Origin of the sequence: Desulfosporosinus sp. I2 (genome assembly GCF_000960765.1) — a bacterium.
GTDB lineage: Bacteria > Bacillota > Desulfitobacteriia > Desulfitobacteriales > Desulfitobacteriaceae > Desulfosporosinus.
Genome location: NZ_JYNH01000002.1, coordinates 21899 through 37467, shown reverse-complemented (window position 1 = coordinate 37467; position 15569 = coordinate 21899). Strand labels below are relative to the sequence as shown.

Here is a 15569-nt window from a genome sequence, read left to right as displayed (position 1 = left end):
TTAATGAATAGCTACCCAGATGGGATACCCTGTTACTGCATACCAAGGTACCATAATGAAAACCATATAGAGAATCACCATTAAGGTGATTGGAGCACCTACTTTAACAAATTCGCCAAAGGTAAACTCCTCGGTTCCATAAGCGATCAAACAAGCGGTTACAGAAATTGGCAAAACAAACGCGTAACTGTCCACATTTAACACCATCATAGTGAAGGCTACGGTATTTAGCCCAAGCATGGGAGCCATAGCTGCAACAATGGGAGCCAGTAAGGTTACCGCTGCCACATTGCTCACAATGCCAAGACGGCTAATTTGCACAATCACACAGATGAAGATACTAACACCTATCCAACCCCAAGCTGGTGCTAACCCAACCAGATGAGAAGCAATCCACTTGTCCACTCCAGTCTTAGAAAAGGCAGATACCAGGGACAAGGAACCGCAGAGCAACAACCAAGTACCAAAGAGTGTATTCGATTGGACCCTTTTCCAGGAAAGATTAGTAAACCCAGGAATAAAGAGCACCATCACGGCTACCAGAGCAACCAAAGACATATTATAGCCGTGAATTTGTTCGGTTGCCCACAAAAATATGGCAATCCCAAAGGTGACTAATACAATCCATTCAGTGACCGTCATTTTACCCATCGCATCTTTTTGGCGTTTGATTTCTGTAATACCGCCAGGGACTTCAATATTTTTAGACTTCATGATCCAATTAACCCAGTAATACATAATGACCAAAATACCTAGCAAAGGCCAATTCATCCAGGCCCAAGAACCCCAGGTGATCACGTCTTTTTTCATCGCCTGATTAATAGTTTGAGCCACGATCACATTCGACATATGGCTATGCATTAGAATAGTCCCCGAAGCCAGTGAGGCGAAGCCGATTCCTACCATGGTAAATACCTTTCTTGCCCTGGCACCTTCGCCCTCTTTTTCAAATAAACTGTTTAAACCCTGAATAATTGGCAAAAAAAGTGCTCCTCGTGCATTAGTGGCAGGAACGAGTACTGCTGTAACCAAGTGAGCTCCAATAATACCTTTTAAAACACTACCTACCCTAGGCTTAACTCTAGAAACAATACTTAGGGCGATCCGCTTGTCTAGGCCAGTACTCTGCATAACTGCAGCCAAAATAAAACAGCCAAGAATAAGGAAGGTAACATCATTGGTAAAGCCACTAAAGGCTTCGGGGAGCTTTTTAGCTGCGCCAGTCAAGGATAACAAAACCGGGATCATCAGACCTGATACTGCTAAAGGTAATCCATTAGTTAACCAAATAATTGTGGCCCAACCCATCACAGCCAAGGCTGCTCGACCACCCCCAGTAAGGCTCTGTGAAATTGGAACCATTGTTAAGATTGCTGCAAAAACTACCCATGAAATAATGAATCCAAGTAATGCATTCTTACTTTTGCCAGTTTCCGTTGATTTTGCCTTAACTTCCGTGCTCTGTGTTTCTGTCTGTAAGGCAGACTCTAACATGTATACCCCCCCATTTCTTCGTATGTGTCCTCCAAGGCGACCTGGTTTTTTTAGACTTTTTCGCACACCCCTCCGTCATTAGTATTTCTATATGTGAAGATTTTAACAATAACTACACTTAGTTAAAATCACTCTAAAGACACTTTTGTGTCATATTAGCGACAAAAATAAATTAATCCAACCGACAAAACTAAAGTCCATCAGGCGACCTTAGTTTTGTCGGTTGGATTACAATTTACATTATGCGTTATTTTATTATTTTTGAATCCATGTTTTTAATTTATTTGGGTTTACGCCAACTATCTCTCTACCTTCATATTGAATGCTCCCGTCCTCTTTTAGCATGGTGAGAAGAGACGAAATCGTTTGACGTGCCGAACCGATAACACAGGCAAGTTCCTCCTGGGTAACCCGCAATCGCACACGAATAATACCATCTTCGCCTTCACTCCCTGCACGTTCCGCCATATTTAAGAGAAGAATAGCAAGCCTCCCTTGAATAGGGTTCATAATAAAATCATAGATTGTATTCTGGGCTTCCCTTAACCGATCACTCATTAGCCTGACTATCTTCTCGGAAAACTCAGGCACCTCAGCAAGCATCTTTCTAAAGCTATCCTTCCAGATAATCAAAATAGATACATTATCCATTGTCTCGGCGCTATACTCTCTCTCATTAACATCGCTAAGTACTTCTGCTAGACCAATGAAGTCACCCGGATAACGCAGGGCAACAGACACCTGACGGCCGTCTGATGTGGTGCGGTAAATCTTAACCAAACCACTTTTAATAAAATACACCTCATTGGTTTTTTGGCAGGTCGAAAAAATAATCTGTCCTTTGGGGTATTTAATTTCCGAAGCTATCCGGCTTAGATACTCTCGTTCTCCTTCTGTTATCTGGAACATAACTTTCCCCCTCACGATTAAGTAGAAACCAAAATCTCAAACTACCGACTAGACAAGCTTAACCACATTATACCATAATGCCTACCTGGCTAAACTGAATTTGCTGACCAAACAGGCAAGTGCCATGATGGGCGAGAAGCAACTGCTTAAAGAATCGGAAGTATTGATGATTAGCTATTGGACAATGTGAAAGGAGACCCCACCACAGAGTCTCCTAATCGTAAGAGATTACATTTGTTTCGGTTTCGCTTCATTCACTGTTAATGGCCTTCCACCAAAATCCTTGCCATTTAACTCTTCTGCTATGCGTGCTGCATCCGATTCTCCCACTTCGATAAACCCAAACCCTCGGGAACGACCAGTTTCTCGATCGGTAATAATCCGACTGCTTTCAACCTGTCCATACTCGCTAAAGAATTCGCCGAGTTCTTCTGCAGTAGTATTCCACGGAAGATTTCCGACATAAAGTGTTGTTGTCATGATAATGTCACCTCTTGCTTGAATTGATTTGCAGGTCGTTTTTAGTATGGTCAAATCTAAACAGAGTATGCGAAACATTTTTATACTCACTCAGCATAAAGCCCTCGCTGTTGGATTAATTGACGAACTCCCTCCGGCAAAAGGTAGCGGATGGGCTCTCCTCGCTTAACCCTCATCCTAATATCAGTAGAGGAAATCGCTAAAGCAGGTACTTCCAAAGAATGAATCCTACCTAGAATTTCAGGATGTTCCTTTTGGACTTTAAGCAAAAAATCACTCGCATCAAACCCTGGTCGCGCAGCACCAATAAATTGAATCATCGTCAAAATTTCTTCCGCTTCACGCCAAGAAAAGATTTCCCTTAAAGCATCCGTCCCTGTAATAAAATACAGTTCATAGTCTGGCCAATTTTTGCGTAACAAACGTAACGTCTCAACCGTATAAGATGGGCCTTCTCTTTCGATTTCCATCGCAGAACTTGTGAAAGCTGGATTATCTTGAATAGCTGATTCAACCATCTCAAGACGCAATTCTCCGGCAGAAATATCCCTGCGATCTTTATGCGGCGGTATCCCTGTCGGTATGAATAGCACTTTGTTTAAATTAAACTCTGCGCGTGCCATTTCTGCAGCAACCAAATGCCCATAATGAATCGGATCAAACGTTCCCCCCATAATTCCTAATTTATGCATTTTTGCCTCCATACCATTTTAATCGTATATTGTAGTTTATAGTATGAAATATATCATTAACAAACGCTTCTTAGCGCCTTAACCCTTTCAAGTATACCACAAAGCACAGTTCCTTAAAGTACTGTTCCAAATCTACTACCAGTGCCATGTCCATTTCCTTGACCTGGGTTTCCGTTATTCCCTTTGCCATTTCCGTTTCCTCAAAAAGGCTTACTGACATTATCAGCAAGCCCTTTCGTTTAGTGGATTCATGGTCAGATTTATCCTCAGAAATTTACAACATTATTGGATATTGTAACACTGTGCCTAATCCTTCTTCGACTTTTTCATTAGCATCTCTTGATACTTGTCTAAAACCTCATCCAACGCTTGACTAGCAGCTACGACTTCCGGATCCGTATAAGATCTTCCCTCTTTTGCCTTAATCATGTTTAGACGTAGCTCTTCGATTCGCTTTATCAATTCCTCGATTTCAGACATAATCCCTCCGTTAATTATTATTTGGGGATTAGTGCACCCAAAAAGTGAGTCCCCGGTAAAACCGGGGACTTTTGCTATGTTTCATGGTTTAGAGAAACGTCAGAAAATAAACAAAAAGGCAAAGCCTAACAGCCCTCCCCCACTGTTTATTTACTTTACATTCTTCATCATTGAACTCTAGTTCAATCTAGGCCTCCATATTGGATGAAGTTTTTCGTTTTCAAACTATGAGAACTTTGAATGATTATTGCAATCTAAATCCCGATATAATCAGCCTTTCAACAATTACCCCTGATAAGAACTATATTACAGACAAGCACTAGCAACGCCAAGAGGGAGATCACAAATTCATCTTGCCACTCAAGAGGTGGGAGAATTCTTTATGAACGAACGTTAAAGAAATTTGTCCAATCGAACATTAAAACGCCACCGAGTTTTTTAGCCGTTTCAACCCCAGGGTTTTTGTTGCCTGACTCTAATTCTGCATAATATGATCTGCTTATTCCTGCTTTATTTGCCACTTGTTGCTGCGTTAAATCCCCGCGGTATTTTATTAGCCACAGCCTCGTTTTGCCAAATTCAGCCACAATTCCCCCCCTTTATCATGTCGCGTAATGCAACTCAGATTCAACTTAATAATATAGTCGCACTTCGCGACTGTCAATACTTTTGTTGAGATTCGCGACATTTATTTTAATTGTCGCTTATTGCGACTATACTATATAGAAAAGGAGGCATGTCCGTAATGTTAGGGAAAAGACTATTATATTTAAGAAATAAGCGCGAACTCACACAAGAGGAACTTGCAAAAATTTTTTGTATGTCCCGAAGTACGTATGCACAGTATGAAGTAAATAGACGCAAACCGGATTATGATACTCTACAAAGAATTGCGGATTATTATAAAGTTTCTACTGATTTTTTATTAGGACGCACAGAAGATTCTGTAACTGAAGAATGTAATTTTCCAGGCAGGCTAAAGATGATACGTGAACTAAATGGTATCTCACTAACACAATTAGCCGAAAATCTTAACGTATCTCCAACCGATGTATCACAGTTTGAAACAGGCGGAAAATATCCCGACCCATCTGCATTAAAAGTTTTGGCAGACAGCCTGAATTGTTCTGTTGACTATCTACTCGGAAGAATCACCGATCCTGGACCTCATTTACTCGAAAACCAACAAGGTTACAATACTCCAGCCGCCCACCGTTCAGATGATCCGATAGAAGATCTACCAGAAGAAGCGAGAAAATCCCTCGAAGAATTCAAAGAATTTATTCTAAAAAAATACCGTAAAGGCGATTAGGAGGCGACCATCCTATGCCTTTTTTTATTACAACTCGCTGACCGAGAAGTAATCATTGTCGGAATGTTTAATTAGACAATTTTGGTCGTCCACTCTTCAAGATTCCAGACATCTGTCACCCAATCTTCATAAAACTCCGGTTCGTGGGAAACGACAAGCACAGTCCCTTTATACTCCTTGATCGCTCTCTTCAATTCTGCCTTAGCATCCACATCCAAATGATTGGTCGGCTCGTCGAGAACCAGCCAATTAACATCCTTCAGCATCAACTTACAAAGCCGAACTTTAGCATTTTCCCCACCGCTCAACACCATCATCTTGGTTGAAATGTGCTCACTCGTCAAACCACACCTTGCTAAGGCGCCCCGCACTTCAGAATTGGTCATTCCAGGATACTCTCCCCACACTTCGTCCAAGGCCGTCTTCTCATTCCTACGACTCGATTCTTGTTCGAAATACCCAGGGTAAAGATAATCGCCGAGTTCTACTTCACCAGAAACCGCCGGAATATACCCCAGCAAAGTTTTAAGCAAAGTCGATTTACCTAACCCGTTGACTCCACGGATTGCCACCTTTTGCCCTCGCTCGAGCATTAAATCTAAGGGTCTTGTCAAAGGTTCATCATAGCCCAAGACAATATGCTTGGCTTCAAAAATCAGTTTACCAGGAGATCTTGCTTCCCTAAATCTAAACTTCGGTTGGATCTTCTCCCTCGGCTTTTCAATAAGCTCCATTTTCTCCAACTGCTTTTGACGACTCTTAGCTCGACCCGTTGTCGAAATTCGTGCTTTATTGCGAGCAATAAAATCTTCAAGTCTGTCCACTTCTTTTTGTTGTTTATCATAGGCTTTAAGCTCCTGAACCTTTCGAGTTTCAAAGAGCGCCATAAATTGCTCGTAATTCCCGGTATAACGGGTCAATTCGGCATTATCCACGTGATAAATAACATTGATGACTTCATTCAAAAAAGGAACATCGTGAGAAACGAGGATAAAAGCATTTTCGTATTGAATAAGATAACGCTTGAGCCATTCAATATGCTCAACATCCAAAAAGTTAGTCGGCTCGTCTAAAATTAAAATGCTAGGATTTTGGAGCAATAATTTCGTAAGCAAAACCTTCGTCCGTTGACCTCCACTTAAATCCGCGACATCCTTTTCCAGACCTATTTCTCCAAGCCCTAACCCATTAGCGATTTCTTCAATTTTTGTATCAATCATATAGAAACTATTGTGTTCTAAAATCGTCTGAATCTCTCCGACATCTTCCAAAAGTTTGTTCATTTCTGCTTCTGAGACACTTCCCATTCGATCATAAATCTCTAGGGTTTCTGCTTCCAGATCAAACATCCCTTGAAACGCTTCTTTGAGAACATCACGAATTGTTTTTCCTTTAGTTAATACCGTATGCTGGTCTAAATATCCAACCGTGACACGATTGGACCACTCTACTTTCCCTTTGTCAGGCATCAGCTTTCCCGTAATGATATCTAAGAAGGTCGACTTTCCTTCCCCATTTGCTCCCACCAAGCCAACGTGCTCCCCTTTTAACAAACGGAAGCTAACCTCTTCAAAAATCTTACGACCACCAAATCCATGGCTGACACTTTCTACATTCAATACGCTCACGACTTAACTTCTCCCCTTATTTTTCTTGATGTCACTTTGGTTTTAACCAAACCTTAATACTAATAACTAAGACTTCTAAACAACTTAGTTACTACGTAAAGATAAGCATTAAAAAGGTTACTTATCAAACATGCCGCCGACTTTACGACGTTTAATACCTTTTCTTTTTTCCCCAATTTTCTGAGTGGCCTTAGTGGGCCCCCCTTGTTGAGAACTTTTCAGCTTTTTCTCCGCAACCAGTTTTTTCATCTGTTCTAAAATATTATCACTCATCTAAAATCCTCCAACGTAATCGTAATCGTGCCTCGAATTTAGCCCTTATTTTGAGCTATTTTTTCCGCCAGCTCATTTAAATACGTCCAACGCTCCATTAAAACATCCAATTTTTGTTCTAGCGTTTGTTGAACGGTGACTAACTCAGTTAGTTTTCCAAAATCACTGCCCATCTCATTCATCATTTGACTGTTTTTCTGAAGTTCATCTTCCACTTGGGCAATTTGATCGTCAATTTGGGCAAAATCTTGTTGCTCTTTAAACGTCATCTTGAGCGGACGTTCTTTTTTTCTCTCAGAGTCTAGTGTTTCTGATCCAACCCCTTGATTCGGAAGTTTTTTTGCCAAAGCCGCTGAGAAGGCCGCCTGCTGCACAGCCTGTAAAGCCTCTTGCTCTGCAGCATACACCTGCTCTCGATAATCTGAATAATTTCCCACATACGAGCCAATGCGTCCCTCTCCTTCAAACGCAAAAATCTTATCCGTAACCCGGTCCAGAAAATATCGGTCATGGGAAACAGCGATCACAGCCCCTGGGAAATCATCCAAATACGCTTCTAGAATCGTCAGAGTTTGAATGTCCAAATCATTGGTCGGCTCATCCAGTAAGAGGACATTGGGAGCCTCCATTAAGATCCGCAAGAGATAAAGCCTTCGTTTTTCCCCACCGGAAAGTTTGCCAATCTGTGTCCATTGTACTGCAGGGGGAAATAAGAAACGCTCCAACATTTGAGAAGCCGTCAAGAAGCCACCATCTGCCGTGGGAATCACTTCAGCGATCGCTTTGATCTCATCAATCACACGAATATCTGGATTTAACGATGTGTTTTCTTGCGTAAAATAGCCCATATTAACCGTAGAACCTAATTCGATGCTCCCCTTATCCGGCTCTAAGCGACCAGCAATCAAGTTTAATAAAGTCGATTTACCACTTCCATTCGGTCCAATAATCCCGATTCGATCATTTCTCAAAAGAATATAATCAAAATCCTTGATCACAGTCCCGCGGTCCGGAAACCCTTTTTGAACCTCTTTACATTCGAGAATTTTCTTACCTAACCGGGACGCCCCAGCCATCATTTCGATCCGATCCGTATACTCTGTCGGCTTATCTGCCTGTATCTTTTCAAACCGCTCGATCCTCGCCTTTTGCTTCGTTGTACGGGCCTTGGCCCCCCTCCGCATCCAGGCTAGTTCATTGCGAAAGAGATTAAGGCGTTTCCTCTCAGTGGCCTCTACCTGCTCCTCCCGCTCCGCTTTTAATTCTAAGAAACGGCTATAATTACCGGGGTAAGGATAAAGTTTACCCTGATCTAACTCTAAGACCCGACCCACAACGCGATCCAGAAAATACCGATCGTGCGTAATCATTAACAACGCACCCTTACGTTTATTCAAATATTGTTCCAACCAATCCACCGTATCATTATCAATGTGGTTGGTGGGCTCATCAAGAATCAAGATATCCGTAGGATTGATCAGGGCACTCGCCAATGCCACTCGTTTTCTCTGCCCCCCTGAAAGAGTCCCAATCAAGGTGTCAAATTTCGAGATTCCCAGTTTACTGAGAATGGTCTTAGCCTCGTTCTCCAATTGCCATGCATCCAATTCATCCATCTGTTGACCCACTGCAATCAGTGCTTGTTGAAGGCTTGGCTGGTCCGGGTTATTATTCAACATTTCTAAGGCCATTTCATACTCGCGCAACACGTTCATAACCGGGGAATTCCCCCTAAAAACTTGCTGCAAAACCGTGGCCGAATCTTCAAAGACCGGATTCTGAGGGAGATATTCTAAACGAAGGGTATTCCCTGTCGTAACTTTGCCTTGATCTGGCCATTCAACACCTGCCAATATTTTAAGCAAAGTAGACTTACCCGTTCCATTTACTCCAATAATCCCTATCTTTTCTCCTTCGTCGATCCCAAAGGAAATATTAGCAAAAAGCACTTTTTCACCGTAACTTTTCGTCAGATTCTCTGCAGTCAAGACGTTCATGATTATTTCTCTTCTCCTTAGCAAAAGCTGTAGAACACCTTATTATATCACAGTTCTAAGCACGCTGCCCAAATTAAAGTCCCATAGCTGTACAGGTGGCACAGTTATGGGACTTTTATCCCTAACTCAATTTAGTCTTTTGCGTTGAAGGTTTGACCCAGGAAACTAACCAACTTTCTTATGAACCATAATATCCAGAATAATTCGATCTACTTCCGGGGAACCCTGATTTGCGAGGCGCCCAAGGTTATCAATGGTTTGTTCAGCAGTTCGTTCAATGATACCATCAGTGGGCTGAATAATTTTCCCCTCGATTGCCATAATTGCGGACTGAACAGCAGCACTCGTACAGGTCGATAACTTCATGGCACACCCAGTCTTTGCCCCATCACAGAACATTCCAGTCGTATTACCCTGCATATTCTGAATAGCTGCTTTTATTTCCGCCTTCCCCCCGCCAAGCAAATAAGTAATGCCACAACTCGCACCAGTTCCAGAGGCAGTGGCACCACATAAGGCCGAGAGTCGACCAATCTTTAATTTAATATAGATCGCAATCAAATTACTTAAGGTTACTGCTCGAATCAATTTTTCGTTGGATACCCCTAATCTTTCTCCTGCGGCGACAACCGGTAAAGTAGCCGAAATTCCTTGATTACCACTCCCGGAATTACTCATCACCGGCATTGTACACCCAGCCATCCTAGCGTCTGAGGCACCAGCTGTCAAGGCCATGGCATGCGTTATCAAATCATCGGAAAGCACTCCTTTACGGATGCTTTCTTGGATCGTTTTTCCTACTTGTAGACCATACGCGTTTGTTAAGCCCTCTAAACCCACGTTTGTATTGAGTTCAATAGCCTTCTTAATAATCGTTAGATCATTAATCCGCACACGTTGTACGAAGTCCCATATCGAATCAAGGGTAATAAACGAATCCTCTGTCTTCCCACTTTGATTGGTTTCATTTTCGGATAGAGTATTCAATAGAAGTTTGCCATCCACTTCAATCAAGACTACTTTGGTATGTTCATCAGCGACAACAACTCTTGCATAGGATTGAGGGGTTCTGACGACCACTTCGATATAGAGTTTTTTCAAGGTATTAGCTACTCCTACCGTCACCTTCTTCTCCTCAATCATGATCTTCGCTTGATCGACATCTCCCTGTGACAGGCCTGATAGAACTTCTAATCCTTGCGTGAAGTCTCCGGCAAGAACGCCAAGGGCGGCCGCTAAATTAACACCACAGCCACGTGCGCCTGGAATAGCGACAGCCATTGCGTTCTTAAGAACATTAGCACTCGCTAAAACTTCCACAGACGTTATAATTTCTCCCTTAACATGCTTTTTTGCAAGAGCACCTGCAAAGGCGATCGCGATAGGTTCAGTACACCCTAAGGTGATAACAAGCTCTTTTTCAAGGCGCTCTATAAATTTGTCATAGTCCATGTTACCCGGCCTCCTTTGTTTTAGGTTTCTATTTTCAATCCCGTCTTTAAGATTTAGCCCTATTTCATCACTTAAATTATTATTATAAAATTAATTAAGAACTCTAAATAATAGATAAAATTCTCCCCAATTGAATTTATGATATCATTTCATGAGCAAAACGTCACGACATCTTGTATATTAACTATCTCTTGTCAATATTTCACCTCAAATAGGGAAAGCTAATTTCTGTATCATTAATAAAGGAGGCCGTTATGATGTTATGTGCAGAAGTTTCGATTTACCCTCAGAAAACGAACAACGCTAGCCAGGTTATTAATAGCGCTGTTCAGACATTATCACAAGAAAAGGTCGAATACAAAGTTGGTTCTCTCAGTACCCATATTGACGGAAACGACGAACAAGTATGGGCTGGAATCAAGAAGGTTTTCAATGAAGCTCAAAACGCCGGCGAAGTGAGCATGGTAGTAACTATTTCTAATTCCGCTCATTAAACTCCTCAAGAATTGATCATCCTAAGCCAGCAATGAGAATATCCTGAACTACCTAAGTTTGATTATGAAGGGGTTAGCAACAAATGCTAACCCCTTCTCAAGTTACTTCCCCAAGTCTTAGCTCCAATAGAGTTGTACAACATGCGGCTTTACTCAAGTCTCCCAAACCACGTTTCCCCTCTTAATAACCATCTCAACTGGGTTACTTCCAAAGTGATACGGTAAATAATTTAGGTTTGGAATATCAAGTATAAGCACATCCCCTAGTTTCCCTACTTCCAAACTCCCCACTTGATCAGCCCTGCCAATAGCATGAGCTGCATTAATAGTTGCCGCCATCAAGGCTTCTTCTGGGGTAAGGCGGAGATACAGACAAGCCAAGGTTAGAACTAGAGGCATAGATTCCGTGGGGGAGGATCCGGGATTCGAGTCGGTTGCTAAAGCGACAGGGACTCCGGCCGAAATCATCGCTCTCGCTCTGGCGTAGGAATTTTTAGCAAGATTGAACGACGTCGCCGGAAGTAACACGGCAATCACTCCCTGTTTGGCTAAAGCTAAAATCCCGTCATCCGAGGCTTGGAGCAAATGATCGGCGCTAATTACACCCAATTTTGCCGCTAATTCAGCTCCGCCCGCCGAATCTAATTCATCCGCATGCATCTTTAATTTAAAGTTCAGCTCGTTCGCTTTTGTTAAAATCCGTTCACTCGAATCAAGACTGAAAACCCCGGGTTCACAGAAAACATCACAAAACTCTGCCAGTCCCTCAGCCGCAATTCGCGGCAACATATCTTTAACAATATAGCTTGTAAACTCATCTTCGCTATAACCCGGTGGAACCGCATGCGCTCCCATAAAGGTGGGTACTAGATCAAGTACCTGTTCTCGAGCCAATTCATGAATGAGTCGCAAGGCCCTAAGTTCATCCTCCACCATTAATCCATACCCACTCTTTACCTCAACTGTCGTTGTGCCCATGCTTAGCATCGTCTGCAGCCTACGTTTGGTTTGATCCTTTACTTCTTGATCCGTAGCCAGCTTCGTACTCCGAACCGTTGAAAGAATTCCGCCGCCCTGTTTAAGAATCTCGAGATAGGGAACACCCTTAAGTTTCAGCGACAATTCATTTTCACGTGAACCCGCATAAAGGACGTGCGTGTGGGGATCGACAAACCCAGGAGTAACTACCTTACCCTCCGCGCTAATTTGCACAGTATTCGGCCCTACCCAGCCACCGGCCCGCACCTCCTCAGTTGTGCCAACCGCTATAATCTTCCCGTCGCGGATTGCGACAGCACCCTCTTCAATCAAACCAATTTCAGACATACCCTCTCCACGAGCTGGCCGTTCGGAGAAACCCTTCATCGTCGCCATCATACGAGCAGAATGGATCAAGAGATCCGCATACTGCACAAAACCATCTCCATTTCAAACAATTTAGTTATGCAAGTTATGCAAGTTGGGGGCAAGTTGGAGTTGGGGACGGTTCTTAACTTGCACGATTTATACTGGCTTGGCTTTGCCAAACTTCAGGCGGCTGTGGGAACAGTTTTGTTGCTCCACGCACATTTCACACGTTATTGCACAGGACAAATTAGACTTAGCCAGCTTTTGTCCGACTGGGATAACAAGGGTATGAGATTTTATCGGAGACATTAGCATCGCTTCCCCTAAAGTGACACCAATTTTTCCCCCGTCCAGCAGAGTAAATAAGGTTTTCTGAGCTTCGAGGGGAATTTGATAACCACCCGGGCATAAATTATGACCCGTCTGCAGACCGCGTTCAGTCACTTGCTTGACAACCATACCCCGTAACAATTCTAAAGCTTCATCAAGAGCCACTGTCCCACAGCCATCCAAGACCATCCCATCGAGCATCTCACCTATTTCAAAGAATCGGTTTGATTCTTCTTCGAGGCGAAGACCAACGGTTTGGATAGCAATTAACACTTCGTGTGCCCCCTCGAAAAACGAAGTGAGAACGTTAACTGGATACTGGTTTGCCAGAAGAATTTCCCCCGAACCCACGATATTCACCGGAACATAATCATAGACGCAGCGAACTTCAACTAGATCTAAAGCCTTATGTCTCATCTGTTCAATAACGGGCTTAAAATTCAGACTCCGCTTAGAATCAGCATCCGGCATTCCAATCCGCCGATAAATCTCCGAAGTATCTAGGTTTAAATTGTTCCACTCAATATATTCCATCATGTATCCTCCCTGCTACAAGTCCCCTACTAACCGATCAATCAATTCCTCATCTGGAATAAACGGAACCGTGATATGCCCTAATCCCTTATATCGCTCATTGAACTCAATGCTTGTTTCAATCGAATGCTCATTTCGTGCCCATGACCGACGGGCGACCCCACCGATTACGTCCCATAAAAGAGCCGATTTAATAATGTTATCCACGCGTTCGCTCCCGTCAAGCACCAAGCCAAATCCGCCATTAATGGCTTTACCGATTCCGACGCCTCCTCCATTGTGAAGAGAAACGAGACTCATCCCTCGGGCAGCATCCCCTGCGAAGCTTTGGACAGCCATATCTGCCATGACATTGCTGCCATCTTTGATATTTGCGGTTTCCCTAAACGGTGAATCCGTGCCACTCACATCATGATGATCTCGACCTAACATCACCGGGCCAATCTCACCCTCTCGAATCATTTGATTAAATTTAAGTGCGATCTTAATTCGCCCTTCCGCATCCTGATATAAAATACGGGCCTGAGTACCCACGACCAGCTTATTTTTCTCGGCATCCTTAATCCACATATAATTATCTCGATCCTGCCCACGACGATTCGGATCAATACAAGCCATCGCTGCCGCGTCGGTTTTGCTCAGATCGTCCGTTTTGCCGCTGAGACAAACCCACCTGAAAGGCCCATACCCGTAATCGAAAAGTTCCGGGCCCATAATATCCTCCACATAGGACGGGAAGATAAAGCCATCTTTTTCATCGACACCATTCTTAGAGATCTCGTTAACTCCGGCATCATAAACCGCTTTCATGAAAGAATTACCATAGTCAAAAAAATAAGTACCTCGTTCTACTAACGTCTGAATCAATTCAAACTGACGGACTAAACTCCGATCCACAAGCTTCTTAAACTCAGCTCGGTCGCTGCCAAGTAACCTGGTTCTCTCTTCAAAAGAAATCCCCTGTGGACAATACCCGCCTTCATAAGCAACATGACAAGACGTCTGATCACTGAGCAGATCCACCTTGATTTGCTTCTTCACCGCATACTCCAATAAATCCACAATATTACCCTGGTAGGCAATCGACATGGGTTCCTTCTTTTGCAGATACTCATCGGCAATCCGGAAAACCTCCTCAAGATCCCCAGACACCCTACTGACCCACCCCTGCTCAAAACGAGTTTTAATTCTAGACTCATCCACTTCAGCAATGATCCCTACACCATGGGCGATCTCCACAGATTTTCCCTGAGCCCCGCTCATTCCGCCCAGGCCCGACGAAATAAACAGATGCCCCCTAATATCCCCATCATGAGGGATTCCTAACTTCATCCGTCCGGCATTGAGCAAAGTATTAAAGGTGCCGTGTACAATCCCCTGCGGCCCAATATACATCCACCCGCCCGCCGTCATCTGACCGTAATTAGCAACCCCCATTTGTTCAGCAATTTCCCAATCCTTCTGATTATCAAACATCCCAATCATTAAGGCATTCGTAATAATCACCCTAGGTGCTTCCGGGCGTGAGGGAAACAACCCCAGTGGATGACCTGATTCCATCACCAAGGTCTGATGATCGGTCATGACTTCCAGATACTTTTTAATTAAACGATATTGCAACCAATTTTGACAGACACTACCCGTTTCACCATAGGTAACAAGCTCATACGGGTAAAGAGCCACGTCAAAATCCAGATTATTCTCAATCATTACCTGAAAAGCCTTGCCTTCAGTGCAGTTCCCTTGATATTCCTCGATCGGTTTCCCATACAATCGTCCAGCCGGACGATAACGATAGGCATAAATCCTACCTCTCGTCTGCAATTCCTCCAGAAATTCCGGAGCCAGTGTTTCATGGAGCTCCTCCGGAACATAACGTAAAGCATTCTTTAAGGCAATCTTTGTTTGATTCAGAGTCAGATTAAACCCTCTGTCTGGAGCCCGTCTTATCCCTTCCACAAATTCCTGTATTTCTGGAAGTTCAGGGTCTAACTTAACCGTCATGGCTTGTGAAATGTCATAATTATTAATCACCTATATCTCACTCCTTCCTAAATTCCTAATTCTTACTACCCGTTTCCTTCCGCTCCTGCTTGGCAGCTTAATTTAAAAACGGGCACAAAAGCCCGTCTAGAACTCCTGTACCC

16 protein-coding genes are annotated in these 15569 nt (G+C 43.2%); 2 read left to right on the top strand and 14 right to left on the bottom strand.

What is annotated here, in order from left to right; genetic code table 11:
• The 7 genes from UF75_RS00895 to UF75_RS00870 form a co-directional block, all read right to left on the bottom strand.
• Positions 1-1494 carry a DASS family sodium-coupled anion symporter gene (locus UF75_RS00895; RefSeq protein ID WP_045572719.1) on the bottom strand — a complete coding sequence of 498 codons (1494 nt, stop codon included), beginning with the start codon at positions 1492-1494 and terminating at the stop codon, positions 1-3.
• A 255-nt stretch (positions 1495-1749) separates the two neighbouring features.
• Positions 1750-2403 carry a Crp/Fnr family transcriptional regulator gene (locus UF75_RS00890; RefSeq protein WP_045572718.1) on the bottom strand — a complete coding sequence of 218 codons (654 nt, stop codon included), beginning with the start codon at positions 2401-2403 and terminating at the stop codon, positions 1750-1752.
• A 228-nt stretch (positions 2404-2631) separates the two neighbouring features.
• A complete protein-coding gene (locus UF75_RS00885; protein WP_045572717.1) occupies positions 2632-2883 on the bottom strand; it encodes an RNA-binding protein in 252 nt (83 codons plus the stop codon).
• Positions 2884-2969: 86 nt separating this feature from the next.
• A complete protein-coding gene (gene nadD, locus UF75_RS00880) occupies positions 2970-3575 on the bottom strand; it encodes a nicotinate-nucleotide adenylyltransferase (RefSeq protein ID WP_242860064.1) in 606 nt (201 codons plus the stop codon).
• Positions 3576-3645: 70 nt separating this feature from the next.
• Entirely contained in the window at positions 3646-3795 is a 150-nt protein-coding gene (locus UF75_RS28875; protein WP_197079286.1) for a hypothetical protein, read from the bottom strand.
• An 86-nt stretch (positions 3796-3881) separates the two neighbouring features.
• Entirely contained in the window at positions 3882-4055 is a 174-nt protein-coding gene (locus UF75_RS00875) for an aspartyl-phosphate phosphatase Spo0E family protein (RefSeq protein WP_045572715.1), read from the bottom strand.
• 380 nt (positions 4056-4435) lie between these two features.
• Positions 4436-4642, bottom strand: coding sequence for a helix-turn-helix transcriptional regulator (locus tag UF75_RS00870; protein WP_045572714.1), 207 nt, complete (start codon positions 4640-4642; stop codon positions 4436-4438).
• A gap of 158 nt (positions 4643-4800) precedes the next feature.
• Here UF75_RS00870 and UF75_RS00865 point away from each other — a divergent pair, with 158 nt between their 5' ends.
• Positions 4801-5367 carry a helix-turn-helix domain-containing protein gene (locus UF75_RS00865; RefSeq protein WP_045572713.1) on the top strand — a complete coding sequence of 189 codons (567 nt, stop codon included), beginning with the start codon at positions 4801-4803 and terminating at the stop codon, positions 5365-5367.
• A 71-nt stretch (positions 5368-5438) separates the two neighbouring features.
• Here UF75_RS00865 and UF75_RS00860 read toward each other — a convergent pair whose 3' ends face one another.
• From UF75_RS00860 to UF75_RS00850, 4 genes are all read right to left on the bottom strand, one after another.
• Positions 5439-6995, bottom strand: coding sequence for an ABC-F family ATP-binding cassette domain-containing protein (locus UF75_RS00860; RefSeq protein WP_045572712.1), 1557 nt, complete (start codon positions 6993-6995; stop codon positions 5439-5441).
• Positions 6996-7112: 117 nt separating this feature from the next.
• On the bottom strand, positions 7113-7268 hold the full coding sequence (locus UF75_RS28870; RefSeq protein WP_197079285.1) for a hypothetical protein: 156 nt from the start codon (positions 7266-7268) through the stop codon (positions 7113-7115).
• 38 nt (positions 7269-7306) lie between these two features.
• On the bottom strand, positions 7307-9265 hold the full coding sequence (locus UF75_RS00855; protein WP_045572711.1) for an ABC-F family ATP-binding cassette domain-containing protein: 1959 nt from the start codon (positions 9263-9265) through the stop codon (positions 7307-7309).
• Between the two features lie 165 nt (positions 9266-9430).
• The gene (locus tag UF75_RS00850) at positions 9431-10717 is read right to left on the bottom strand and encodes an L-serine ammonia-lyase, iron-sulfur-dependent, subunit alpha (RefSeq protein ID WP_045572710.1); all 1287 of its coding nucleotides are present in this window, start codon (positions 10715-10717) and stop codon (positions 9431-9433) included.
• A 254-nt stretch (positions 10718-10971) separates the two neighbouring features.
• Here UF75_RS00850 and UF75_RS00845 point away from each other — a divergent pair, with 254 nt between their 5' ends.
• A complete protein-coding gene (locus UF75_RS00845; protein ID WP_242860063.1) occupies positions 10972-11211 on the top strand; it encodes a YkoF family thiamine/hydroxymethylpyrimidine-binding protein in 240 nt (79 codons plus the stop codon).
• 153 nt (positions 11212-11364) lie between these two features.
• On the opposite strand, the gene hutI is transcribed toward UF75_RS00845, so the two are convergent.
• The 3 genes from hutI to UF75_RS00830 form a co-directional block, all read right to left on the bottom strand.
• Complete coding sequence (gene hutI, locus UF75_RS00840) at positions 11365-12624, bottom strand: imidazolonepropionase (protein WP_082074955.1); 1260 nt, start codon at positions 12622-12624, stop codon at positions 11365-11367.
• A 90-nt stretch (positions 12625-12714) separates the two neighbouring features.
• Positions 12715-13425, bottom strand: a complete 711-nt coding sequence (locus UF75_RS00835; protein WP_242860062.1) for a vitamin B12 dependent methionine synthase — start codon at positions 13423-13425, stop codon at positions 12715-12717.
• Positions 13426-13437: 12 nt separating this feature from the next.
• Positions 13438-15456, bottom strand: a complete 2019-nt coding sequence (locus UF75_RS00830; RefSeq protein ID WP_045572707.1) for a urocanate hydratase — start codon at positions 15454-15456, stop codon at positions 13438-13440.
• Positions 15457-15569: the final 113 nt, after the last annotated feature.